This window comes from Paenibacillus sp. H1-7 (genome assembly GCF_022354825.1).
Taxonomy (GTDB): domain Bacteria; phylum Bacillota; class Bacilli; order Paenibacillales; family NBRC-103111; genus Paenibacillus_S.
The window spans coordinates 8091590-8117171 of the sequence record NZ_CP031168.1; the positions used below are offsets into that span (position 1 = coordinate 8091590).

A 25582-nucleotide genomic window follows, 5' to 3' on the forward strand; every position below is an offset into this window, starting at 1 on the left:
CGTGGGGTCTGGGAGAAAAGCGAAAGAAGCAGCAACGGCTGCTTCTTTTTTATAACTCGTGTATAGCTGAAACCACAACCGTACGACCTGTCACATCAATATACGATTCAGTACCGTTGAGCTGTACTTTGGCCAATCCATTGTAAAACTCACTCGCCTTGTCGTATATGGGCGGGATGACCCAATCACCATGCTTGTCGATATATCCCATGTTGCCTGGGCCCGACAACGACTTCACCGGTGCAATTCCTTGCCGGAAACTCCCCGCATATCCGAACTGCGGCTGGATGACCATGCTCCCCTTGGCATCGATGTATCCCCAGCCATTGCTATCCGGAAGCTGCACAGGAGCGAGTCCTTCCGAAAATTCAAGAGCTGCCTTGTACTTCGGCTCAATCTGTGTTGTTCCATTCCGATCGATATACCCATATAAGCCGGCAGGAGTCTGATCCTTCGTCACTGCAGCCAATCCTTCACTAAACGCCCTTGCACGGTCAAAAACAAAGGGAATCCGTTCCTTCCCTGCGGTATCGATATACCCCCACCGAGCGCCGCCTCTCGTGACCGCAAATAACCCTTCGCCATAAGGCGTTCCTGCAAATATATCATGCTTAAATTGAGGGGCGGCAATAAAGTTACCCTCTCGATCTATCAAGCCTTTCTTGAGATCGGTTAACGAATGGTCGTCGGACGTAGATACAACGGCAATTTGATCTTCAAAAGGCTCAGCAAAAGTAAACATGCCAGGAAACAACGGCTTCCCCTGTTTATCGATGTATTGGGCGAACAGCCCGCCTTGGCTTTTCATCGTCACAGGTGCTGCTCCGGATTGAAAGGAGCCTGCAGCGTCATACTGCGGTTCTAGAACGATATTGCCTTTCAAACCGATATAGCCGTATTTCATGTGATTGTCCTTTCGCACCCCCACGACGGCCAAGTCATCGGAGAACGGTTCGGCGCTATCATATTGTGCAGGGACAATCATCGTACCGTACCGATCAATGTATCCGTATTTTCCATTCACATTCAGAGGGAAGAGCGGCCGCGGTACAGTCACATTGTACCTGCCAAGCATGTCGACTATGGTTAGGATTCGCTCTTGAGCCGCAGTATCGTTCCCCGCTTCTTGACTTATCTCGACCGCCAGCTCTAGCGGCGCCCGTCCTTTGGCATCCTGTACGCCGGCATCGGCCTTGGCATCCAGCAGCATTTGGAGAAGAACCGTGTCGTGCTTCTTCACCGCTTGATGCAGAGGATAATCCCCTTGAGCATTTCTTGAGTTGGTTTCCGCTCCCGCTTTTAACAAAGCTTCAGTCACAGCGGGAGAAATCGTCACGGCTAGCTCCAGCAAAGACTGCTGCGCTGCATCCGTATAGTTCGGGTACGCACCTTCGTCAAGAAGGGCTAGAACCTGCTTCTCATCGCCGTTCACAATGGCCCGTCGCAGCTTCTCCTCGTCGGTCGTCCCTAACCGGATCGTACGGGTCGGTTCATTCCACTCGACATCGCCTTCAAGACTCTCTCCGACGAAACGAAGCGGTACGAACGTTACCCCGTCGCTGATAGCCGGAGCCGCATCAAGCTCGACCGGCTTTTCATTAACGAGCGCTTCCCTTTGCCCCACTCTCAATGTGATAGTCGTCTTATGGTTTTTACCTTGGATAGTTTGTGCAGACTCATCCCATTGTACTGTCAATCCAATCCGTTCGAAAATCGGACGAAACGGCACCAGCGTCGTTCCGTTCTCGATAAAAGGAGGCTGCTCAAAGACCGCAGCTTGTCCGTTGACTATGACCGTGATGTCCTTCGGACTTTCGGCGAATAACCGCCCTCCAGGCAGCAGCAAAGCGGCGCAATATAGGGAAATGATTGTTTTTTTCAGCATAGATAGACTCCATCTTTGTCTTTGTAAAATTAAATGCTCATCTGTATCAAGCAATTCGACAAAAACCTATACATTTCCTTCCATTCCGACAGAATGGATAGAGCCAACGGTTAGAGAACAATCAAAGGCGAATTCGTTACGGCAAGCAGGAACAATCAAAAAAAAGCACCGGCCGCAAGAGCCGATGCTTCTTGTACTATATGAACTTCACTTACTTCCGTACCGCGCTCCGGTACATCAGCATCAGCAAATAAGGCGTTCCGAGCAGAGCCACGACAATGCCCGCCGGAATTTCCTTCGGGGCAATGACCGTTTTGCCGATCAGATCGGCTGCGACAAGCAGCACGGCGCCGACCAGCGCAGACAGCACGACCGATCTGCGATGATGATGGCCGACCATCAACCGGACCGCGTGAGGGGCAAGCAGCCCGATAAAGCCGATGGAGCCGACACTAGAGGCTGCCGTTGCCGCCAGCGCTACGGCGATCACCGTCGCAATCAGGCGCATCCGCTCGAGCCTTAGCCCGAGGCCCAGCGAGACATGATCCCCGAAGGCCAGCAAATCCATTCTGCGGCCGAGCCACCAGGCAACCGGTCCCAATACGCCTGTGACGACGAGAAGCCGGAGAAACTCATCATAGCCACGCGCATATGTGCTGCCTGCAAGCCATGCCAACGCCGGTGCTGCGGCAATGCCGGACTTGATGACGAGGAACTGGATCCCTGCCGTTCCTATCGCTGATACGCCGATTCCCACCAAAATGAGCGCGACGGGGTTGAAGCCTTTGCGCCAGGAGAATAGGTAGACGCATGCCGCCGCCGCGGCTGCTCCGACGATGGCGCCCACCGGCAGCATCGCGGCCGGAGCCTGCGGCCATAGCACAAGGACCGCGAGCGCTCCGAATCCCGCTCCGGAGGTCACGCCAATGACGGAAGGGTCGGCCAGCGGATTCCGCACGGCTCCCTGCATCATCGATCCGGCGATCGCCAGCGCCGCGCCGGCAAAAGCCGCTACCAAGATGCGGGGAAGACGCAAATCGACGACAACGTTCCGCGCGAAGTCCTCGCCTCCGCCGAGTAACGTAAGCCAAACCTCGCTTACGGACAGCTTCAGCGTTCCCGACATGAGACCGACGACCATGAGAGCGATTAATACAACCAGCATCCCGGCTACAAGCAGCGGATAAGGCGCGCGCTTCTGAATCGCGCCGACGCTCATCGAGGAGCCGCTGTCCTGGGATTCGCGTCCTTTCATGACGCGGATCACGAGCCATATGAGCCACGGCGCGCCGATCGCCGCCGTGACCGCTCCGGCCGGCAGCTCGCCGACCGAGCTGCGGAACATGCGGGCGATCGTATCCGCTCCGACCAGGATGACGGCGCCCCATAAGGCGCTTGCTGGCAGCAGGAGCAGATGGCGGCGCATGCCCAAGAGCCGCATCAAATGCGGCGCGATCAGCCCTACAAAGCCGATCGGGCCGACGACGCTAACCGTTACGCCCGCCAGCAGGACCGCTACCGCCATGCCCGAGAACCGGGCGGCGTCGACCTTTTGGCCGAGCGAGCGGGCGGTCTCGTCACCGAGCTCCAGCATGTCGAACATCCGTGCATAGACCATCACGTAGACGATTCCGGCGGCGATCCAAGGCCAGGCATAGCTAACGCCGCTCCAGTCGTTCTGCACGAGCGAGCCGGCTCCCCAGGCTAACAGCTGTGACGCCTGGGTTTCGAACAGCAGCTGGAGCGCGCTCGTGAAGGCTGCCAGCACAAGGCCGACGATCATCCCCCCGACGGCCATCCGTACCGGCGTGCTTCGTTTGCCGCCGGCGATCCAGTATGTCATGGCCGCAGCCCCGAGCGCTCCGGCCAAGCCAAGCAGCAGCGGTGCTTCCGCCTTTAGGGCCGGGAAGAAGATCGCGGCCGCCATAATAACAAAGTAAGCGCCGGCATTGAGTCCGAACGTAGATGCCGATGCGAGCGGATTGCGCGTGACTGTCTGCAGTAGCGCGCCGCACACAGCGAGCGCAGCACCGGCAAGAAGTCCCATAACCGCTCTAGGCAGACGGACTCCCCGAATCATATGATGGGCAGGGTTATCCTGCGGATTCGTGATCGCCCCGATCACATCCTGCAACGTAATGTCCGCTTCCCCGTACATTAAGCTTACAAAAAGGAGAGCAGCCAGCAAAACAAGGCCGCCCCCAAATACGAATGCCGTCCTGCCGCTTATGCGGACTGCATCTCTCGTCAAAGTATTCACTCTCATTGTTGTCATTTGGTCAGTGCGTTCGTAACGAGATCGACGATGGATTTGGCCGACAATGCCCCGCCGAACGTCCAAGTATTACCCGGCAGCTTAAAGGTCCGCTTTTCCTTCACGAACGTAAGTCCGTTCCACACCGCGTTATCCTTCAGCTGCTTCTCAAAAATATTATCGTTGTCCTGCACGATATAAATAAAGTTGGCGTTCTGAACAGCCGGCAGAGCCTCTACGCTGGTTGTTGCAAAGCCGTTGGATTCGAACTTATCCGATTTGAAGCTGTTTTTCAATCCCATCCGCTGCATAATTTGAATCAGCATCGAGTTATCGGTGAACATGCGCAGAACAGCGGCATTTTGCTGGGAGAAGGCTTGCGTCACGGCAACCTCCGCGCCTTCCTTGCCTTTCGCCTTCAGCTTGGCCTTAGCTTCATCGAACGATTTTTGCAAATCGCTCATCACCTTATCGGCTTCCGCTTTTTTGCCTACCAATTCAGCTACGGTTCTAAACGTTTTTTCCATTTCATCGAACTGATTGCCCGCTCCTTCGGCAGGATACGGATTGAAGGCGATCGTTGGAGCAATTTTGCTTAACGCCTCATAGCTGGATTTGATCCGGAAATCCGGTGCGATAATCAGGTCCGGCTTCAACGCGGCGATCGCTTCCAAGCTCGGTTCTGTACGCGTTCCTACGTCTGCTACGCTTGCATCAAGCTGCGGCGGGATGTTGACCCAGGTTTTATAGCCTTTGATGTCCGCTATTCCTACAGGTTGAACGCCTACCGCCAGCAAATGCTCTACATGGGACCATTCCAGCGCCACGACGCGCTTCGCCGTCCCTTTCACCTCGGTCGTCCCGAGCGCATGCTTAATTGTCTTGCTGCCCGACGAAGTCTCTTGATTCGCACTTGGCGCAGCAGGCGCGGTTCCCTGGCTCGTGTTGGTCTTGGCCCCGCATGCGGTTAAAAACATAAGCACAAGAGACAAGATGATGATTAACGGTTTGCCAATCGCTCTCATAAAGTGAATCCCCCTAAGAAATATGTATAAAGTCATGCAAATCATAACAGAAAGCATCGTGAGCAGATAACCACCATATGATAATGATTATCATTACCCAATTGAAAATGATAATCGTTATCATATAATTTGTCAATAGTTTCGCAGCGATTTGTCCGCTGGATTTCGCAATAAAATTTATGGTCATGGGCACAATAATAGCTGAACTTTTATTTCCATTAGCGGAGGGCTTACTTGTGAAATGTAATGTGGGAAGGACGGAGCAGGCGATCCGAATCGCCGTTGGCTCAGGAATCGTTGCGGCTGGGATCGTGAACAAAAGCTGGTGGGGCTTATTGGGAGTAGCGCCTATCATTACGGGGGCCACCCGTTATTGCCCGCTTAATGCCGCATTAGGGATGAATCATTGCAAAGATTCCAAAGAAACCGATTCTCAGCTGGTAAGCAGCTAAACGTGCAACAGTGATGGTCAACAGACAGAATGGGGCATGCAGCTAAGCCCGCACAAAACAAAAGCACCGACCAAAGGTCCGTGCTTTTTGTTTTTATGAAATTGAACTTACTTGCTCTCGCTGATTTCCGATACGAATTGCTCCGTCGATCGTACTTTGCCTATTCTGGGGAAAATATATTTGCACGAGGCTTCATGCTCTTCCATGCTCATTGCAGTCATTGCGTCCGTGATAAGGATTTGGTGATAGCCCAGCTGAAAAGCTTCTCTCGCCGTACTTTCCACTCCGATATTGGTGGCAATGCCGCACAGTACAATCGTATCTATGCCCCTGCGGCGCAGCTGAAGATCCAGATCCGTTCCGAAAAAAGCCCCCCATTGACGCTTCGTGACAATATGATCATTGGCGGTCACTTCAAGCTGGGGATCCAGCTCGGCCCAGTCAGCAGGGCGCTGCATCGCTTGAACCGGGAGATCCGTCGCCGGCTTCAATGCATCCTTTCCATCGAGGAAATCGACTTTGACGAAAGAGATGAACCCTCCTTTTTGACGAAAAAGCTTCACGAGCCGGCCTGCCTTCTCGACAACCTCCTGACAGCCGGGCCGGCTTACGATGCCTTTTTGCAAATCGATAATGACTAGTGCCGTTTTCTGAAAATCGATGTTTAGCGGATTCATTAGGTTCCCTCCGTATTGTGCGATGATTTCAGCTGTTTCCGTCGTTCGATCGACCGGTTCAGCCTTGCCAGCAGCTGCGAAAAAAGCTCAAGCTCCTGATCCGTCCAATCCTCCAGCAGCTCGCTGTAGGCATCCAAACGGGCAAGCTTGGCGACGATAAGAGCTTCTTTCCCTGAGTCGGTAATTTCAACTACATTAACCCTCGCATCCTCGGAATCGGAGTAACGCCGCGCCCAGCCCTTGGCTTCCAAAGCGGCTATTTGCCTGCTGACCGTCGAGTTGTCCAATTGAAACGCCTCGGATATTGCTCCATTAGCCGATGAGCCCTCCCGATCCAGCCATTTCAGCAGCAGGTATGCCGACCTGTCCATGGAATGGGCCGCCCCGTCGAGCGTCCGTTTGAAATCAGCCCGCCGGAGCAGCAAGACGACTTCGTGCTCAATATGTTCATAGAAATCGTTTCTCATACTTTTCCTTCCCAATGAACTATAAAATGCTTTCTTCTCATCAAGATATCTGTATTATACAACGTTTTATCTGTATGATACAAATAGTTTGCTATCCTAATAAAAGAGCACCGATTCCTATTGGAACGGTGCCTTGTAAACTTTGCGTTTTGATGCGCTAGCCTGCCGATAGACTGCACATTTTATCGAATCGTAATTTCACGTCCGCCGCGGTTGATATCGGACTCATTTACCGTCTCAGTCTGTGCCGTGCCGTTCTCCGAATAGCTGATCGAGATAGGCGTGACCAATCGGGCCATATACGTGCCTGTAGGAACTTGTCGGCCGTTCAGATCCTTTTGATTCCAATAGGCTCGCAGCGTTTTGGAGCTTCCTGCGCCGTCAAATGCGCCTTCAAGGCCTGGAAGGGTCGTTCTCCATACCACTTCCTGATTACCGGTATCATAGAGTGAGACGCCATCCGGCACTCTGCGAACCTCCAGCTCCAAGGATACCGGCTTATTTAAGGATATCCGCTGCTCTCTGATATTCGTTGCAGTGAAGCCGAACACCATCGTATGGCCTTTGTTAAAAAACGCAGTGCCGCTTTCCGTAACGGTTGCGTTCGTATAATCCACACCCCAGTGCACATTGAGCGGGTCGCCATAAATACGAGTCCCCACTTCGAGCTGGACATCATTCCATTGGTTGTCTTGCTTCCATGTACCGATCTTCAATCCGGACATCGCATCCCATTGGGTATCGATATGAAATGTGTCGTGAGTGAATCTCCAGGTCATCGGGAAGTAAGTAATTCCTCTGAAATTAAAGACCGGATATTCCTCCTGAGCATTCTCAATCCGCATGCCGTTCACTGCAATAGGATAGGAGGGAAGCACAGCCTGATACTCCTTAGCGAAATCGTTGTTTCCCGACGGATCCTGACTCCAGCTGCCGGGGGTAGTCTTATTGATCTCCAGCCCCTTGACCGAATCCCATTGGATGGCAAGACCTAACGCTTTGGTATAGTCCCAAGTCATAGGGAAATACGTAATATCTTTATACATCAGCAATGGATACGCAGCATGCTTGTTGTCGATGATGCTCCCGTTCACTTCCACGGGAAACGTTGGGATTTTGACCCTTATATCCGCCTTGCTTTCCGCATGAACGGCTCCGGGAATCGGTATAACCTGCAGGGCGACAAGTGCTATCAGGAATGCTGGCAACCATCTTTTTTTCATAGAGACCTCCCGCTGATCGGTGAATGAATTTCACTATCCATTAAACAGTAGAGGATAGAGATGAATCTGTACATGGCCGATTATTTCCTGGTTCGGAACCATTCCATTCAGTTGACCGGGATGCTTACTTGTCTGCAAAAGTCCGCAGCCTCCGGAGCTGCGGGAATAGATACATCCACATTCCGGCGATCACTATGGTTCCAACGCCTCCTACGACAGTAGCGTTAACAGCTCCGATAAATCCTGCCAGCGTACCGGACTCGAATTCGCCCAATTGATTGGAGGTTCCTACGAAAAGCGAATTGACAGCACTCACTCGGCCGCGCATTTCATTCGGCGTGTTCAGCTGCACGAGAGTAGAACGAATGACGACGCTGATGACGTCCGAAGCACCTAGGAAGAACAAGGCTGCCAACGATACGTACAGGCTTGTCGACAAGGCAAAGACGATAGTGGCTAATCCAAAAACGCCCAGCGCCCCGAACAAAATAGGTCCAAGCGCACGGGTTAGCGGATAGTGGGCCAGCACAAGCGACATCAATAAGGCGCCGACCGCCGGTGCGGACCTCAGAAGTCCCAGCCCCCAAGGTCCCGTATGTAAAATATCCTGCGCAAAGATCGGCAATAGCGCCGTCGCACCGCCGAGCAGTACCGCGAAGAGATCGAGCGAAATGGTGCCTAATATCACTTTATGACGGAACACAAAGACGAGACCCGAGAAAATGGAACGGACTGTCAGCGGCTCCAGACTGCGGGCGCTCCGCTCTTTGCGGATCATAAAAATAAGAACGGCGGCGGACAGCAGCGCCACGGCCGATGTGCTGTACACGAACGCAGGGCCTATCGAGTACAGCAAGCCGCCCAGCGACGGCCCCAATATTTGTGCCGTTTGACCGGCCGAGGCCGACCAGGCGGACGCTTGCGGGAGCATCTCCTTCGATACGAGCTCCGGGATGAGCGCGGTAAGCGTAGGCCCTTCAAAAGCCCGGCAAGCGCCGATCAAGGCCGCAGCCAGCAGGATTTGCTCGCGGCCGATCCAGCCCGCATGATTTCCATAAACAAGCAGCACAGCGACTATCCCTTCAAAGATCATGCACAAGACAACGATGTTCCGGCGATCGAACCGGTCCGCAACTTGACCGACGATCAATGTGAGCAGCATCATCGGCACAAACTGTGCCAGACCCACCAGGCCGAGACTGAAGGCGTCGTTGGTCAGCGCGTACATCTGCCACCCGATGGCAACGGAAAGCATCTGGAACGAGGTCGTCGATAAGATGCGGGCCGCCCATGCTTTCGCGAAGGACGGCTGCCTCATGACAGACGGATTGGATTGCGACAAAGCGCGACTCACGACCTTTCCTATACAAGTACAATAAATGATAGCATATTATGCGGCTTGTAGAGTCTGCGGTGTAAAAAATAAAGTTGGGCTGCTGGCTCGGTAAAACACAGCAAAAAGCACCGACCTGTGTGAGTCGGTGCCCTCTTGGTTAGCACTTTCACGGCGGCTCGATCCTTGATCCCTTCTGCCGTGTACCTTTCTTGCCGGGAAGCTATAGTCCGTTATGGCTGCTTCATGTCGCCGCGACCCTGATTATTTCCGCCTTGCCCGTTAGGTCTTGCGCCTCCGCCGGGACCGCCGCCTGGACCTCCTCCGAGCCCTCCAGGTCCGCCGCTTCTGGCAGTGGTAACCCCCGACTCATTCAGCCAAGTCGTTATATTGGCAACGGTGAACTCCACCGTCTTCGTTCCTCCGGTATACAGCGAGTAGGCAGCATCCTTCTTGAGCTCCGGAGAACCAATGACGACGGTCTGGAAGCTTTTATCCGGCGTCAGGCTTGCAATGGTTTTGCCGTCCTTGTCTTTGAGCTCGACAACGGTTCCCGCCTTTTGCGACTGGGAGTACGTCATCAGAATGGAATGCTGTGACGATGTATCCGACGGCGCTTGAGCCATGCCCGAGCTTCCGGCTGCCATCAGCAGGCCGCCCGTCAATTCGAAGGTGCCGTCATAATCCAATGCACCGTTGCCATTCTCTGTCGGTCCGCTCACTACTACGTTACCGCCCGACATAACGATGGAGCCGTTCGAATCCAGTCCGTCGCCGGTGGAATTTACGTACAAGCTGCCGCCGGTAATCGTGAGCTTGTTGTTGGAGGACGCAGCGCTGAAATTGTTTTGCCCTGGACGTCCGTTCGTCGACGAACCGTCCGCCCCTCCGGCAACATTAATGCCGTCATCGCTTGCCGTCACCTTGATATCTCCGCCCGAGATCGTAATGTTTGAGCCCTCGATCCCCTCATAGCTCTTGGCAATCTGAATGGTGCCGCCGCTGATTACAACCGAGGAATCGGCGTGGATGCCATCGTCGCCGGAAGTGACGGCAAACTCTCCGCCGGCAATGGTGACACTGTTATTGCTGTGAATCGCATCGTCGGCGGAATCCATTGTGAACGTCCCCTTCGCAATGGTAATAGCCGTGCCTGCTTTGATCGCTTTGCCGCTCGTCGACTCCGCAGATTCTGTTGATTGTGTCGGCTGTGTCGATGGTGCCGTTGGCGCTGCAGCCTGATTATCCATCTGTCTTCCCCCCGAACCTCTCATCCCGCCGTTCATTTCACTCGGCTTGGCAACGGCGTTCGCGCTGCCGCCGCCGGACGAGATTGTATAGGAGCCTCCGTTCATCTGCACATGGGTTACGGCCTGGATTCCGTCCTTCCCTGCTTTGATAGAGAATGTACCGGCATCGATAGCTATTAGCCCTTTAGAAGCATCCGTATCGTTGGTCGATTTGATGCCGTCACCCGCAGCTTCGATTGTGAGGGTGCCATCTTTGATCGCTACCAAATCCCTTCCCATCACACCATCATCAGCCGCATGGACCGTGATGGAGCCTCCGGTCATTTTCAGATCATCCTTACTGGTTATGCCATTGTTATAGTTCCCTTGAACGGTCAGAGCACCGCTCCCATTGAACGTCAGATCGTCTTTACTGAAAATCGCCGCATTAGGCTCGCCGCTGTCTGCGTCCACCGTTGTATATTGAGCCGCATCGGCCACATCGTTCTTCGTGCCTTCCTGAAGCGTAATGATCGCTTTATCCGCTTGCTTCACATAGATCGCCGAACCTTCATTGCTGTGAATGCTGACTCCGTTCAGCACGAGCCTTACCTTGGCCTCCTTCGGAGCATCGACGACAACCTGCCCCTGCTCCCATTGGCCGCTTAATACATAGGTGCCTGCGGCCGTGATGGTTACGGTCCGATCCTTCGCCTCGGCTCCCTGCCCCTTGATTGCGGCGCCGGATTCGCTGAGCTCAATATAGATGGGATTGGCTGCCTTCCAATCGGTATACTCGTCATTCTCGCTGAAAGTGACAGGCGTTGGCGCCGCGGATGCTTGAACCGCTGCAGTCGATGCCGAAGCCGAAGCCGCGGTGTTCTGGGCAGCGGCTGCATTATTTGCGGTGGACGCCGCATCTTGGCAGGCTGGCAGCATCATGGCGGACAAAAGCGCCAGGAACAAAAATTTGCTTTTATGCTTATTGTACTTAGTCATAGGGAGTCCTCCATTTACTTTGAGATTAATAGTCCGCTGCTTCCGGACTCATCGATAAGGTAATATTCAGATTTCCGTTTCTGCATCGTAAAGCGTCGATCAGTTCCTTTTGGCTCGTATTCGGGTTCATCGTGACCACATAAACGAGCTCGAAGAGACTGCCCAGCTCGGTTGTTTTCACCTTTTTCAGCTCGTGGCTGACTGCAAACTTTTGAAACACTTCCTGGAACGCTTCCTCATAGCCCAAATCCTCGGGCACCGTTATTTTCAATAGCTTTTGCGAGCTTCGCTTCTCGCCGAATTTGAACTTGTGCAGCACTACCATCAGCACGCACAAAACAATAGTGAACAGCACCGCATAGCCGTACATGCCGACGCCGCAGGCGAGACCTGTAGCCATCGTAAACAGCACATAAGCAATATCCTTCGGATCGCCCGGAGCGCTTCGGAAGCGGATAATGGAGAAGGCTCCGGCAAGGCTGAACGCTCTGGCCACATTGTTCCCGATGAGAAGAATGATGACGGCGATAATCGAAGGAATCAGAATCATGGTCAGCGCAAAATTTTGCGAATAAGATTGCTTGCTCGTTTTCATATAAGTGACGCTGATAATGGCCCCCATAAGGAAGGAGATGACTATCGTTAGAATAGCGTTGGTAAAAGTAAGGGTCGAGTCGGCGGTTCCCGCAAAAATAGATTCAAGCATATGCAAGTTCTCCTTTCGTTTGCTGTTGCTGCTTTCGCATTTTCATATATTCATTGCCGTACTTCGAGAAGCTTGTTCGGAACATGCTGTGCTCCGACAGAAGCCGGGCAAGCCAGACCGGAATCGTTTTTTCCGCCTTGACCTCCATGAGCCATTGACCTTCTTCCAGCAGCGGTTCGCCATGATCGCCGCTCTCCAGCAGCAAGTCGTGTCGCCTGGACCGAATATTACGGTCGAACGTAATGCGCAAATCCCGGCTTTCCTTGCAAAACATCGCAATCCGGTCATACGCCAAGTACACCTTCGGCTCCAGCGTATACCGCTGCAAGAAGTATTCAATCTCATTGAGCACCTGATTGTTCATATAGCTTTCAAGCTCCGGCTTGATCCCCGTGCGGACAAATTCGTAGGCTTCGTTCGTCTTGAGAGCGCTTCGCCTTTTATTTACGAGCCCATGCACCTTTTTCTTCAACTCCAGATATACCTTGGAGCCGGGCGCCGGAACGCCGTATGCGCGAAGCCTGAGCTTCTCTTTATACTTCGGTTTCGAAAGCGACTTGCGAATTAAAGCATGGTCTTGCGTATCGAAGTAAATATTAGTGATGGAATAAAACGTATGCTTCCGGTTATACTCATCCAATTCCATATGCTCCAGCAGCTTATCGTGAATCGTCCGGAATGCTGCATCGTCAAGCAAATACTTATTTTCATATCGGTTGAACACCTCGATGGCCATTCTCACCGCCCCTTTCTAAATCTTGTCTCGTTGGATGGCTCTATCTTAGGGCGCTAACCTTTAATGAATCTTAAATGACGGGTTTAAGGTTCATTAAAGGTCCGAAATGCTATAATACCCCTATGACCACAGGCAGCTGGCCGAAAGGAAGAAAACGATGAGAATACTAATAGTAGAAGATGAGGCGCATTTGGCGGAAGCTCTTGCCCAGATTTTGCGAAAGCATCATTATTCCGTCGACGTAGTTCATGACGGCACTTCCGGACTGGACTATGCTCACAGCGGCATTTATGATCTGCTACTGCTGGATATCATGCTTCCCGGCATGAGCGGCCTTTCAATATTACAGACGATTCGCAAAGAAGGAATATCGACTCCGGTGATCTTGCTGACTGCGAGAGGAGAAACCTCCGACAAGGTGTCGGGACTGGATTACGGAGCTGACGACTATATCGCCAAGCCGTTCGTAACCGAAGAATTGCTGGCCCGCATACGCGCGGCGCTTCGGCGCAAAGGCGAGATGGTTACGGAAAATACGCTGCAATACGGCGATATAGAGCTGAATACGGCGACTATGAAGCTGTCATGCGGGGGCAAGGAAATGAAGCTTATCCTGAAGGAAAGCAACCTGCTGGAGCTGTTGATCCTGAGGAAGCAGGCGGTTACGCCCAAAGAATTGATTATCGAGAAGCTATGGGGCTTCGATTCCGAGGCGGAGCATAATAATGTGGAGGTGTATATTTCTTTTTTGAGGAAGAAGCTTGTCCACTTGAATTCCAATGTAGGAATTAATACCATTCGCGGAGTCGGCTACGTGCTGGAGGTGAAGGGCAGTGTTTCGTAAGCTGCGAAATAAGTTCCTTCTGCTGAACATGGTCACCATCTCGGTCATGATGCTTCTGGCTTTCGCCTGCATTTATTTCATTATGTATCAAAATGTTAGCCGCGATATCGATATGGAGCTGCACCGGGAGGCGGATATCGGACGGAAATCGGGCAATATGGGCGGCCCGCCGAAGTCCGGCAATCCCATTGCCGAGCCTGGCAAAGGCGATAGGCAGCCTATGGCCCGCTCCATTTCCTTCATGCTCATTACCGATAGCCAGGGGACGATCAAAAGCACCCGCTCCAGCTTCGAGCTGGCCGAGGAAAGTTATCAGGAGGCGGCGAAGGCGGCCTTGTCCGGTAATGACCAGCAGGGCAAATTCAAGCTGGAGGACACTTCCTGGGCTTACCAAGTCCAAAAGCTTCCCGACGGCTTTGCGATCTCATTTCTGGATGTTACGGCTCAGCAGGCCTTTCTGACCAACCTGATCTATGCTTTTCTGCTTGTAGCGTTCGTTATGCTCTTCATCATATTCTTCACCAGCCGCTATTTCGCCAATCGTTCGATTGAGCCGGTGCAAGAGGCATTCGATAAGCAAAAGCAGTTCATAGCCGACGCTTCGCATGAGCTCAAGACGCCGCTGGCTGTCATCAACACTAACGTAGACGTATTGTTAGCTCATTCGGATGATACCATCCAGAATCAGTCCAAATGGCTCACGTTTATCAAATCGGAATCCGAGCGGATGGCGAAGCTCACGAACGACTTGCTCTATTTGGCGCAGATTGATCAAGCGAACACCGGCGTGATGATGGCCCCTTTTGATGCAAGCGATGCAGTGGAGCAGGTTGTGCTGACGATGGAAGCCGTTATTTTCGAGCGCGATCTTCATCTCTCCTACGAGATTGAACTCGGATTGAAAATCCGCGGCAGTCTGGAGCAGTTCAAGCAAGTGGTCATGATCCTGCTGGACAATGCCTTGAAATATACAAGCCCTAACGGCTCTGTAGAGATTGAGATGAGAAAACGCCATCAGCATATGGAGCTAAGCGTTACCAATTCGGGGGAAGCGATTTCCGAGGAGCATTTGGCTCGGATTTTCGATCGATTCTATCGCACCGATCCATCCCGTACGCGCAGCCAAGGCGGCTATGGGCTTGGACTGGCTATCGCCAAAGCCATCGTCGATCAGCATAAGGGCCGTATTTATGCCAAAAACAAAAAGGATCACAAGGTCGCGTTCGTCGTCGAGCTCCCGCTTCACTCGTGAGGCAATACAAAATCCACATCTTCCTATCCGATGTGGATTTATTTTGGATACAAGTAAGGGGTTGTCCCCCCGTTCTTGCTCCACTGTATTTAATTCCAGCTACATAGCGGCGTCGTCCGGACTATTGAATTACTCTTCGTTCTCCTCCACCGTAACGGCAAATACCAATCTCGCCACACATTCAAAGCAATTAGCTACGATGACAGTGACCAGTGTAGTGCCCGGATTGCGGCCGGTAACCGATGCACTTGTTCTATCGTTGGAACAAGTAGCAATCGAACAGTTCATGCTCGTGCAGTTTAAAATAAATTGCCCGTTTCTAAGAGGAATAGGTAACTTAACCGTATCGCCGACGGAAACGGTTATTTTTCTTGTATGGTTGTTTCCCATTCTTCTCACCTCCTTCTGAATTATTCTATGAAAATCTGCTAGAACCGGCTTGTACCTTTGTCATGCTAAGTGAAAAGAATTCATTTCTGGAGCTGGGTTTGAGCCCGGAAAATACCCCAAGAATTTCGATGCTTCTTCGCTTTATGAACGGGTTGATTTGCCTAAGGGAGGATGAGTCGTAAAATGCCAAAAAGAAGCTTGGCCACACCTGTTGGCAAAGCTTCTTTTCGTGTTTATGGAGCGCGTCCAGCTGGAGATGAACCGCTACCGGGTGGGTAGGCAAACTACCCGTTTCGGACATCGGATCGGGTCATGGATTTCAAGGCGCCGACCTCACCTTGTCATTTGTTCTTTTCTATAAGATGTTTGTTGATTCTAGTAAAAATAAGAGAGGGGAAGCTCCTTGAGCTTGAATGAATAAGCTTGCAAATATCATAGCCATTTTGCTTATCTAAGTGCATTAACAATGGCGTTGACCCATACATTCTGCTGATCAGGCCAAATCCGTAGCCCTCAATTTTGTATACATGATTTTCCTTCACACTTGAACGTTTTTTCAAGACCTCGCTTTTCTCCCATTCGTCCGCAAAAATCAAATAAACGTTAGATAAAAAACAAAGCTCATCGTCTCCTTGATAAAAAGCACCGACCAATTAGATCGATATTTTTTTCATTTTAACCATAAAAACCCGCACGAATATTTTAAAAAGCTTCAAGGAATATTAAACATACATGAAGGGGGAGTTCTGATTGAGAAATTCAAAAAAGACAGGAAAAGTGCTTTTTGTTTCGATGCTTTTGCTATTTTCCGTTACAGGTTGTACTTCGAACCCTCACGGGGCTTTACCACCAGGAAATTCAACAGGTACAGGCGGGGGGCATACGGTCGCACAAAGCACTCCTCCCCATACGAACAATGCTCCTCGTTATATTGGGGTCACAAAAACAGACTATGATGAAGCTGCAAAAGAAGCCAGGATAGAAGTTCAATCGGTAAATGAGTCGGATCTTCAAAATAATAATAATGAGGGTATCTTGGATACTGCTATTCCTGAAGGAATTGTAAATTTCGCCACCTCACAACTTCCTGGAAAAACTGTAAATCGTATTCGAGTAAAACATACTGGTTTAGGCGCTGAACTGTTCAATCTCCCTGTCACCGATTCAAGTAATTCTGCTCAAAGTGGAAACAGGTTTCAAGCTCAACAATTTACTGGAAACACAAGCACCCCTCTCCCTCCTCCAGGAGTAGAAATGGATAAAAACATTCAGCCACTGGCTTCGTTAAATGCAAGCTCGGAAGCAAAAGTCGCTGCCCTTCGTAAGATAGCCGAATCTAAGCTCGGTATGCCTTATGTTTGGGGTCACAATGAAGACCGCGGAGAGTATGGATTTGATTGTTCAAATTACACCTCGTATGTCTATCATCATGCTCTAGGATATTCGTTTACCACTAGCAGCCGAAATCAATACAGTTCAGTAGGTAAACCTGTACCCTTCAGTGACATGAGACCCGGTGATTTGTTAGCTTTTAAAGAAGGGGCGCATGTGGGTATTTATATGGGTGACGGACAGATGATACAGATGGGCGGCGGCACTGGTAAATGCTCCTATCTTCCGGTAACACCGGATTCGTTTTGGTATGGTGAGCTCTCTTCTGTTAAACGGATGTTCTAAACCATTAAGAAAAGCCGTTAGCGTTAGCTGCTGACGGCTTCTTTTTTGAGTTGAGGCATTAAAAAAGACAGCTGGCGAGACGAGGGGAGTGTATCGATATCTTTCCATCTCACTTCTCACGATGCCCATTCGACGAAGACAACCCTGTGGTAGATTTCGATCCCGTGCTCCTCCGCTCCGCTGCGATCCACGCGGACTGAACCCCTTAGCATGGGATCTCCTCCCCTTCATCCGGCAAAACCATAACCCGCTTGATGATTTGGCGACGAATTTAAAAATTTTGTTTAAATATCTTACAAATTACTCCAGTTATCAATAACTATTCAGCAGCAGGTGCTGCCTCATCAAATACTGTATCTGGTAGGTATTCCAATTGTTTAAACGATTCATGAAATACTTGTTTAACAACATTAAGCCAAGAATGGTTAATTGACATCCAATCAGCAGTCCAATTTGTACTTATATAATTATAAGCCTTGTACGGTTTTTCTTTTGAAGGAGCAGCATAGCCCAAGACATCTTCAATACAGTTCGTCAGCATAATACGTTTTTGTGCATCACCTACTGCCTCGAGAATAGGCAGATTAAAAATCTCTGCACGGTCGGTACCCGCATCAGCATCATGAATGACAACTGGGTTGATCCCCATAATTCTTAGATACTTTACAAGTGATATTATTGTTGCCTTCCCTCTAGCTTTAACAATTTGCCAGTTACATTGAATATCTTTCCTAATTTCATTGGGTAGACGCGCAATGGTTTCCCTAAGTACGATATCTTCAGTATCGCCTTCAACTATAAGTACATTTTTAGAGAAGAAGACGCGCGCAATATGATCGTCTATTTTTAAAAGCATTTTTACATACTCTTTATCATCTGACTGTAAGGAATTGAATGAGTCACTTGTGTTAAACGGAATACATTTTACTTTTTCAGTAAGTACTTTATTACCTTCTTTTAAAACAGAAAATTGTTCTAGTGATAAACTATTCAAGATTTGAGATGGCCGCTTACTCAAATCAATCATATATGGAGAATGAGATGTACAGACGATTTGATTGTTATCTGTTGAAGCAAGCTCGTATATTGTATCCCTCATCTGCTGTGCCGCATTAGGATGAAGATAGATTTCAGGCTCTTCAAAACCTATTAATAATGGACGCATATGTGGATTTCCAAATCTTCTATTTTCTCTTAGGTTCCTATATCTTAACAATGCAAAGACAGCAGATCTTATCATCCCTGTACCCTGTAGAGCTACAGGCGTTAATATATTACTGAACATTGATATTTTAAATTGCGGTTTAATAACCTTATCAGCATCTGATAAAGAAGTCTCTGCTTTTAACCCCGTATTTGGAAATACTTCCTTCATCACATCATTTAATTCTGACATCATTATTCCAAACTCACTTTGATTATCTGTGGGATCAAGTTCCCTTGCTAGCAACTCTAGATATTTTTGTGCTTCACGATAATTCACCGATGCTTCTCTAACATCATTAAAGAGTTCTGTCAATGTCGAAATTAATGTACCCGACGATTCGGACAATTCATTTGCTTTATCCTGTGCTGGAATCAACAAATACTTCGGTAACTTTTGAAGTACAATTCCAGGAATGCCTCCTGGATTCCTAAACCATTCTTCTTCATCTTCTTTATAGTCGTAAAGATCTTCAACTTCATCTATTATTTGCTGTTGTCTTGCTGTTAACCTTCTCTCCGGATCAATATCAGCCAATTTACTACCGATACCTGTTAAATCTAGTCCAGCCACTTTGTATTGATTTATTGTAGAACATTCATTATACTGTGCTTTCTTAGTCTTTACCTGTTCCCTAAGTTCAACTACATAATCTGCATTTGGAGCGAACGTCTTTCGGTAAATAATCCTTAAACCTGTGCTTTCACCCTCGTAATAAGTAAGAATACGCCCCTTAAAGCCTGTCCAATTCTTGGCATCAGCAGGTAATCCTCTGAACTCAGCTGTTAATACAATATTATCAGCAACTTTTAAATTACCTACTTCTCCATTGCCAGTAATGTGAAAAAACTCATCCTCTGAAATCTTCTTTATATCGTTTAACAAGTAATTAAGCGCAGCAAGGATTGAACTTTTACCTACATTGTTTTCTCCTATTAAGAAAGTAGCATCTGAAAAACGAACAGTTGTATCTATATGTCTACGGAATCCCTCTAACCTCAAACTATGTAGCTTCATTCGGCAACCCCACCTAGGTAATTATTGGTATATTGCTAGAATACTACCAGATAAAACCCCATATATTAACAACTATAAATATTTCTTTAGCAAAAAAACATAATACTAACTTTTAAATGAAATTCAAGATAAAGAATCCACAAGGTTGTGGATTTGGCTTATGGAGACGAGGGGAGTATCGAAATCCTCCATTTTCCTGCTCACGACGCCCACCCACGAAGACTACCCTAGTGGTAGACTTCGATCCCGTGCTCCCTCCGCTCCACTGCGGTCCGCGCGGACTGAACCCCTTGCAGGGCTTCGCCTCCCTCCTCGCGTCTCCATAATGCAAAAAAGCACCGACCGAATGGTCAGTGCTTTCTGCATTAGTATGGAGACGAGGGGAGTCGAACCCCTGTCCGAAGATAACGCCACATAGGCTTCTACGGGTGTAGTCACAGTTTTGATGTCACCCGAGCAGCGCCCCGTAACCGGCTCTGCGTTAGGTCAGCCTGGTTGTCTTCTTCAGCTAGCCGCAGGCGGAGACTAGACAGCGTATCCCACTATAGGTTGAGCCCCTATCCCGCCACATGGGCGATGGAGGGTAGAAGCGCTCCAGCAGTTTCTTAGGCTGCTAAAAGAGCAGGTTGTTGTTGTTTGCCATTTAATAGGCTTTAGCGTTGTAAAGTGGTCGCGTCCCCACTACCCGCTACCCATGCTCGAACTATCCCCGTCGAATCCAAGAACGTCCCCGCATAGGTGGGCTTTCTGCCAGGAAAGCCGCAATAGATAAAGCATGCATCCGCTTGGGATGCTTAATTAGTATATCATATTTCCAAGCAAAGTGAAGCACATCTTGTTGGAAATCGAACCAGCGCTAACCCACAATACCAAAGTAACGGTTACCGCGCCACCTTCTGCTTCTCGCGTAGAGCGCGCTGAATGTCGCGCTGAGCGTCCTTTTTCGCGGCGGATTCCCGCTTATCGTACTGCTTCTTGCCTCGGCCGAGACCGATCAGCAGCTTGGCGTAGCCGTTGCGCACATAAATTTTGAGCGGCACCAGCGTGTAGCCTTCCTGCTTCGCCAGACCGAACAGCTTGCCAATCTCCTGCTTCTTCAACAGCAGCTTGCGGGTACGCGTCGGATCCGTCGGATTGTGCCGGTTGCCCTGCTCGAACGGGCTGATATGAACGTTGTGGATGAACGCCTCTCCGTTGCGAATCGTCGCGAAGGCATCGCCAATGTTCGCTCGTCCCATCCGCAAAGATTTAATCTCCGTACCGGTGAGCACCATGCCGCACTCGTACGTATCTTCAATGAAATAATCATGAGAAGCCTTCTTGTTCTGTGCCAGAACCTTGCCGTCGGCTTTCTTGCTCATCGAATCCTCACTCCTTCCCCCACAGCGCTTTCGAAAAAAAAGGGATTGGAGTTCATTTTACCAACTCCAATCCCCCGAAGCAAGCGAAAAAGCTACTTTTTCGGCTTTTTCTTCCGCTTGCGAGGTCCGCCGGAACGGCTGCCTTCGCCGCTCGAGCGCTTACCGGCGGTGGCGCCACCCTCCAGCGCCCGAGCTTTGGCCGCTTCGACGCCGGTTCCGCGCGAAGCCCCGGCGGCGGCGGCGTCGAACACTCCGCTGTTGCCCGAGCCTTTGCGGGCACGGCCGCTCTTGCTGCCGGCGCTGGCGCCCGACTTGCTGCCGCGCTTACCGCTGCGCGAGGACTCGGCTGCCGCACGTTCGCGGTCTCCTCCGCGCCCGCGCGGGCCGCGTCCCGCTCCGACGGCGGCTTCGCTGCGACGGCCTCCGCGCTTCTTGTCGCGGCGTACCCCTTTCAGCGCGTCGACTAAGCTCACCTTCTGCTGACGCGGCTTCATATCCACCATCTCAAAATCGATGGTGTGCTCCTCCATGCTGACGCGGGCGACGCGCACCTTCACTTCATCGCCAAGGCGATAAATTTTCGACGTACGCTCCCCGATCAGCGCATGCTGCGCTTCATGGTAATGGTAGTAATCATCATGCATGTCGCTTAGACGGATCAGTCCCTCGACCGTATTGTCGAGCTCCACGAAAATACCGAAGTTCGTCACGCTGCTAATGATGCCTTCGAATTCTTCGCCGACCTTATCGAACATGAACTCCGCTTTCTTCAAAGCTTCCGTTTCCCGCTCGGCATCAACCGCAACACGCTCCCGCTCGGAGGATTGCTTGGCGATATCCTCCATCCGTCCGGCTAGATACTCGTTGCGCTTGTCGTCAAGCGTTCCGCTTTCGAGCACTTCCCGGATAACCCGGTGAATGATCAAGTCCGGATAACGGCGAATCGGCGACGTGAAGTGAGAGTAGAATTCCGCCGCAAGGCCGAAATGGCCGAGACTCTGCGCATCATACCTGGCCTGCTTCATCGAACGGAGCATGACCGTGCTGATAACCGTCTCTTCCTTCGTTCCCTTGATTTCTTCCAGCAGCGATTGCAGCGCGCGGGGATGAACCGTATTGCCTTTGCCGCGAACGACATAACCGAAGTTCGTAATAAACTCCATGAAATGCATCAGCTTCTCGGCATCCGGGTCCTCGTGAATCCGGTACAGGAACGGCACCTTCAGCCAGTGAAAATGCTCCGCTACCGTCTCGTTGGAGGCAAGCATGAATTCCTCGATAATCATCTCGGCAATGGTCCGGTCTCTTTTGATGATATCCGTCGGCTTGCCGTTCTCGTCGACCAAAATTTTCGACTCCTGGAAGTCGAAATCTATCGCGCCCCGATTCATCCGGCGCTTGCGCAGCTTCATGGCCAGCTCTTCCATCAGACGGAAGTCGTCCATCAAGTAGGCGTACCGCTCCACCAGCTCTTCTTCCGCTTCCCCGGTAAGCAGCTTGCGCACGTTCGTATAGGTCATCCGCTCGCTTGTCTTGATTACGCTCGTAAAAATATCATGGCGCACTACATTCAAGCTTTCGTCAAACTCCATCTCGCAAGACATCGTTAACCGGTCTACCTTCGGGTTAAGGGAACAAATGCCGTTGGACAGCCGGTGCGGCAGCATAGGAATAACGCGATCCACCAAGTAAACGCTGCAGCCGCGGTTATACGCCTCTCTGTCGAGCGGAGAGCCTTCCCGAACATAGTAGCTGACGTCCGCGATATGAACGCCCAGCACGTAGTTTCCGTTCGGCAGACGCTCAACATTAACCGCATCGTCCAAGTCTTTGGCATCTTCGCCGTCGATCGTTACGATACGCTTATTCCGCAAATCCCTGCGGCCTTCCAGATCGCTTTCTGCGATCACCTCAGGCACCCCCATAGCTTCTTCCAACACTTCATCCGGGAACGCCTCAGGCAGCATATGCTTGCGGATAATGGAGATAATATCGACTCCCGGATCATTTTTATGACCCAAAATCTCAATAACTTCCCCTTCCGCCGCAGCGCGTCCCTCAGGATAGGATACAATGCGTACGACGACCTTATGTCCGTCCATCGCTCCGTTAAAGGCATGCTTCGGAATAAAAATATCCCGAATCACCCGCTTATCGTCCGGAACGACGAATGCATAGCCTCCGTCGTGGGCCTGAAACAGCCCTACCATTTGCGAGTTCGCGCGGGTTACGACCCGTACAACCTCGCCCTCCAGCTTGCCGCCGTGGGCGCTTTTGGACGTAATACGTACGAGAATAATGTCCCCGTTCATGGCTCCGGCCATATCGTTCGCGTGAATGTACACGTCAGGATGATCCTTGTCATCCGGTATGAGGAAGCCGAAGCCTTTAGGATGCGCCTGCAGCTTGCCTCTCAGCAGGTTCATTCTTTCCGGAACGCCGTAGCGCTCCGTTCTTGTTCGCAATATTTGCCCCTCGTTCTCCAGTTCATTCAACAGCTTGAGAAATTCCTTGAAGTCGTGGGCGCTTTCGATTTGAAAATGCTTTTCCAATTCCTGATATGTCAACGGTTTATATGCCGTTTCCCTCATGAAATCCAATACTTGTTCTCTTGTAATCAATATGTCACCTTCCTTCTTTTCTTCTATAAAATAGGCTTTCGTTTCCGGACTGACTTTCCGGTCTTAATAACAAAAAATCAGTATATAGTGTAGTCTTACCCTTTTTCCGGCTATGAAAACATCAGGAGTACACCAGTTCACCGCGATTCTCCGCGCGCTCCTCATTTTGCAGTACGTCCATAACGAAACGATGGATATCCTCGAATACCCGTTCACGCTCCTCATCCAGCAGAAGCGCATGGGAAGATTGCGGATAATACATAAGCTGCTTCACTGCGGAAGACACCCGGTCATAAATGTAGGCTGCGCTTTTCGGGCGGACCACACCGTCCTTCTCCCCTTGCGCGATCAAGATCGGTGTACTTATTGCTCCGAGACTCACTTTCACCCGCTTCAACAGCTTTCGCAAATCGACGACACAGGGAATAGGCAGTTTGCTGTACGAGCAAGACTCCTCCACAATATGCTGTGCGACAGTGGGCTTTCTCTCAATATATTTGACAATATACTGCAGCAGAACGGCCAAAATCGTATTACGGCTCATCAAAAACATAGGGGTAGCCAAGGATACCAAACCATCCAAATGCCGCTCCATAGCAAGCTTTAACGCCAGTAAACCGCCCATGGAATGCCCGATGGCAATAATGCGCTTCCCGTTCTCTTGCGGAATGTCGTCATAACGGCTGATGACATGTCCCGTCCAATCGTTCCAGCCCGTCTTGATCATATCTTCCGGCGACGTTCCATGACCCGGCAGCAGAGTAGCGTCAACCGTATACCCAAGATCGTTCAAATAATAACCGAGCCGGCGGAACTCCGATGGAGAGCCGGTGAATCCGTGGATCATCATAATGTGCGTGGAAGCATTGTCCCCGTGGCCCTGCAAATAAAAAGGTTCCGTTGTCTTATAAATGCGGCTCATCATCCGACCTCCGTGCAGCCTCTCAAGGAATGGTTCCCGCCCGTTATTTCTGGAATATTCTGGACAGCCCCATATGTACAAAAAAACAGCAGGAGTATCATTCCCCTGCTGCATTGCTTTTATGTTACGCTTGTTTGACAAAGTAAGCAACGACGAGAGACAGAACGAAGAAAGCAACTGCCAACCCAATCGTCAAGCGCGATAAAAACAGCTCCAAGCCGCGCGCCTTTTGCTTCCCGAACAGATGCTCCGCACCTCCGGAGATGGCACCGGACAACCCTGAGCTCTTTCCTGGCTGAAGCAACACAACCGCGATCAAGCCAAGAGAGGCGATGACCAGTACGATTTTCAAAACAAGTTCCATGTTTCCACCTCCTGCGGACAATCATTCCTGTAAACAAGACCTAAGTGCAATCATGAATAAAGCCTAAAATAGACAGCATTTGTATTATACCACAAACTTGTCCAACCGGCAAACAAGGTATAAATGACTTGCAGCGCGTTTAGGTTTAATAATAAGGCTCTTGGGGCTGCTGCCGCACGGGACGCTTCTTTTTCCGTTCCAAAAAAGCAACGATGGCGTTCTTCGCGCACCAGAGCGAGAACAAGGTGAACAGCACGGCCCACCCAATGGCCGGAATCGGCGTGACTCGGCTTAAATTCGCCGCATCCCCCGCTGTCGCCGGATTTTCAAGCGCGTAGACGATCAAGGAAATCGGCCCCATGACCGATTCCTCCAAAGTCAGGAACGCAAGAAGCAGGTAGTAAAAATCCCGCAGCCAACGCGGCACCAAGGCCAGCATCACGATATTCAGCGCAATAAAACCGACCAGCCACATGACGCCGAACTCGTTGCGCACGAAGAGTACGAGAGCCATTATAGACACCACGGTCATGACCTGCAGCCCAAGCCGCTGCTTGCCCCCGGCCCGCATCTTGAACAAAAAGACGGCGAACAAGGACGCTGTCATATAGCCGGCGAGTGATACCGGAATCGAGCTCCAATTGTTCATAATCTGCGAATACGTAACCCCGCTGTGATTCGCGTACAGCTCGATGTACATCACTTTCCCGGACACGGCCAAGGTGATTATCGCATGCCCGAACTCGTGAATCATCGTATCCAGGTTGCGAAAAAAAGAAGAGAAAGGGATCAACCGCGTGAGAAAGGCTGACCCTATTAAAAAGAATACAGTCTTCAACCCATTACCCATGTTGATCCCTCCGGAGGTCCGTTATATGAATAGTGTTGAAACACTCGAAGCGTGTTCCGGCTATGGACTAGCAAGTCCGTTAAAATGACAACAC

21 protein-coding genes and 1 other RNA gene are annotated in these 25582 nt (G+C 50.7%); 4 read left to right on the top strand and 18 right to left on the bottom strand.

Annotation, left to right across the window (positions count from 1 at the left end; all coding sequences use genetic code 11):
• Positions 1–49: 49 nt before the first annotated feature.
• The 3 genes from DVH26_RS35700 to DVH26_RS35710 form a co-directional block, all read right to left on the bottom strand.
• The gene (locus DVH26_RS35700) at positions 50–1885 is read right to left on the bottom strand and encodes a WG repeat-containing protein (RefSeq protein WP_239630335.1); all 1836 of its coding nucleotides are present in this window, start codon (positions 1883–1885) and stop codon (positions 50–52) included.
• 211 nt (positions 1886–2096) lie between these two features.
• Entirely contained in the window at positions 2097–4145 is a 2049-nt protein-coding gene (locus DVH26_RS35705) for an iron ABC transporter permease (RefSeq protein WP_481857631.1), read from the bottom strand.
• A gap of 11 nt (positions 4146–4156) precedes the next feature.
• Complete coding sequence (locus DVH26_RS35710) at positions 4157–5164, bottom strand: ABC transporter substrate-binding protein (RefSeq protein WP_239630336.1); 1008 nt, start codon at positions 5162–5164, stop codon at positions 4157–4159.
• A gap of 236 nt (positions 5165–5400) precedes the next feature.
• Between DVH26_RS35710 and DVH26_RS35715 the strand changes: the two genes are divergently transcribed.
• Positions 5401–5616: a YgaP family membrane protein gene (locus DVH26_RS35715; RefSeq protein WP_239630337.1), complete on the top strand. Its 216-nt coding sequence runs from the start codon at positions 5401–5403 to the stop codon at positions 5614–5616.
• Positions 5617–5723: 107 nt separating this feature from the next.
• On the opposite strand, the gene DVH26_RS35720 is transcribed toward DVH26_RS35715, so the two are convergent.
• The 7 genes from DVH26_RS35720 to DVH26_RS35750 form a co-directional block, all read right to left on the bottom strand.
• Positions 5724–6293 (bottom strand): hydrolase, encoded by a 570-nt coding sequence (locus DVH26_RS35720; protein ID WP_239630338.1) that lies wholly within the window; start codon positions 6291–6293, stop codon positions 5724–5726.
• Entirely contained in the window at positions 6293–6760 is a 468-nt protein-coding gene (locus DVH26_RS35725; RefSeq protein ID WP_239630339.1) for a MarR family winged helix-turn-helix transcriptional regulator, read from the bottom strand. Before DVH26_RS35725 ends, DVH26_RS35720 begins: the two co-directional genes overlap by 1 nt.
• Before the next feature lie 182 nt (positions 6761–6942).
• Complete coding sequence (locus tag DVH26_RS35730; RefSeq protein ID WP_239630340.1) at positions 6943–7983, bottom strand: hypothetical protein; 1041 nt, start codon at positions 7981–7983, stop codon at positions 6943–6945.
• A gap of 124 nt (positions 7984–8107) precedes the next feature.
• On the bottom strand, positions 8108–9337 hold the full coding sequence (locus tag DVH26_RS35735; protein ID WP_239630341.1) for an MFS transporter: 1230 nt from the start codon (positions 9335–9337) through the stop codon (positions 8108–8110).
• A 212-nt stretch (positions 9338–9549) separates the two neighbouring features.
• On the bottom strand, positions 9550–11544 hold the full coding sequence (locus DVH26_RS35740; RefSeq protein WP_239630342.1) for a carbohydrate-binding domain-containing protein: 1995 nt from the start codon (positions 11542–11544) through the stop codon (positions 9550–9552).
• Between the two features lie 25 nt (positions 11545–11569).
• Positions 11570–12250: a DUF4956 domain-containing protein gene (locus DVH26_RS35745; protein ID WP_239630343.1), complete on the bottom strand. Its 681-nt coding sequence runs from the start codon at positions 12248–12250 to the stop codon at positions 11570–11572.
• Entirely contained in the window at positions 12243–12986 is a 744-nt protein-coding gene (locus DVH26_RS35750; protein ID WP_239630344.1) for a polyphosphate polymerase domain-containing protein, read from the bottom strand. Before DVH26_RS35750 ends, DVH26_RS35745 begins: the two co-directional genes overlap by 8 nt.
• A 157-nt stretch (positions 12987–13143) precedes the next feature.
• On the opposite strand from DVH26_RS35750, the gene DVH26_RS35755 reads away from it, so the two are divergent.
• A complete protein-coding gene (locus tag DVH26_RS35755) occupies positions 13144–13830 on the top strand; it encodes a response regulator transcription factor (protein WP_239630345.1) in 687 nt (228 codons plus the stop codon).
• Positions 13820–15082 carry a sensor histidine kinase gene (locus tag DVH26_RS35760; RefSeq protein ID WP_239630346.1) on the top strand — a complete coding sequence of 421 codons (1263 nt, stop codon included), beginning with the start codon at positions 13820–13822 and terminating at the stop codon, positions 15080–15082. The genes DVH26_RS35755 and DVH26_RS35760 overlap by 11 nt, the downstream gene beginning before the upstream one ends.
• A 129-nt stretch (positions 15083–15211) precedes the next feature.
• On the opposite strand, the gene DVH26_RS35765 is transcribed toward DVH26_RS35760, so the two are convergent.
• Positions 15212–15472: a hypothetical protein gene (locus DVH26_RS35765; protein WP_239630347.1), complete on the bottom strand. Its 261-nt coding sequence runs from the start codon at positions 15470–15472 to the stop codon at positions 15212–15214.
• Positions 15473–16222: 750 nt separating this feature from the next.
• Here DVH26_RS35765 and DVH26_RS35770 point away from each other — a divergent pair.
• Positions 16223–17149 carry a C40 family peptidase gene (locus DVH26_RS35770; RefSeq protein ID WP_239630348.1) on the top strand — a complete coding sequence of 309 codons (927 nt, stop codon included), beginning with the start codon at positions 16223–16225 and terminating at the stop codon, positions 17147–17149.
• 319 nt (positions 17150–17468) lie between these two features.
• Here DVH26_RS35770 and DVH26_RS35775 read toward each other — a convergent pair whose 3' ends face one another.
• The 7 genes from DVH26_RS35775 to DVH26_RS35805 all read right to left on the bottom strand — a co-directional run bounded on the left by DVH26_RS35775 (position 17469) and on the right by DVH26_RS35805 (position 25488).
• Positions 17469–19370 (bottom strand): ATP-dependent nuclease, encoded by a 1902-nt coding sequence (locus DVH26_RS35775; protein WP_239630349.1) that lies wholly within the window; start codon positions 19368–19370, stop codon positions 17469–17471.
• Positions 19371–19738: 368 nt separating this feature from the next.
• Positions 19739–20102, bottom strand: a transfer-messenger RNA (tmRNA) gene (ssrA, locus tag DVH26_RS35780).
• A 149-nt stretch (positions 20103–20251) separates the two neighbouring features.
• On the bottom strand, positions 20252–20731 hold the full coding sequence (gene smpB, locus DVH26_RS35785) for an SsrA-binding protein SmpB (RefSeq protein WP_239630350.1): 480 nt from the start codon (positions 20729–20731) through the stop codon (positions 20252–20254).
• 92 nt (positions 20732–20823) lie between these two features.
• A complete protein-coding gene (gene rnr, locus DVH26_RS35790; protein ID WP_239630351.1) occupies positions 20824–23352 on the bottom strand; it encodes a ribonuclease R in 2529 nt (842 codons plus the stop codon).
• Positions 23353–23473: 121 nt separating this feature from the next.
• Entirely contained in the window at positions 23474–24277 is an 804-nt protein-coding gene (locus DVH26_RS35795; protein ID WP_239630352.1) for an alpha/beta hydrolase, read from the bottom strand.
• Positions 24278–24398: 121 nt separating this feature from the next.
• A complete protein-coding gene (gene secG, locus DVH26_RS35800) occupies positions 24399–24638 on the bottom strand; it encodes a preprotein translocase subunit SecG (protein ID WP_239630353.1) in 240 nt (79 codons plus the stop codon).
• A gap of 145 nt (positions 24639–24783) precedes the next feature.
• Positions 24784–25488: a M50 family metallopeptidase gene (locus tag DVH26_RS35805; protein WP_239630354.1), complete on the bottom strand. Its 705-nt coding sequence runs from the start codon at positions 25486–25488 to the stop codon at positions 24784–24786.
• Positions 25489–25582: the final 94 nt, after the last annotated feature.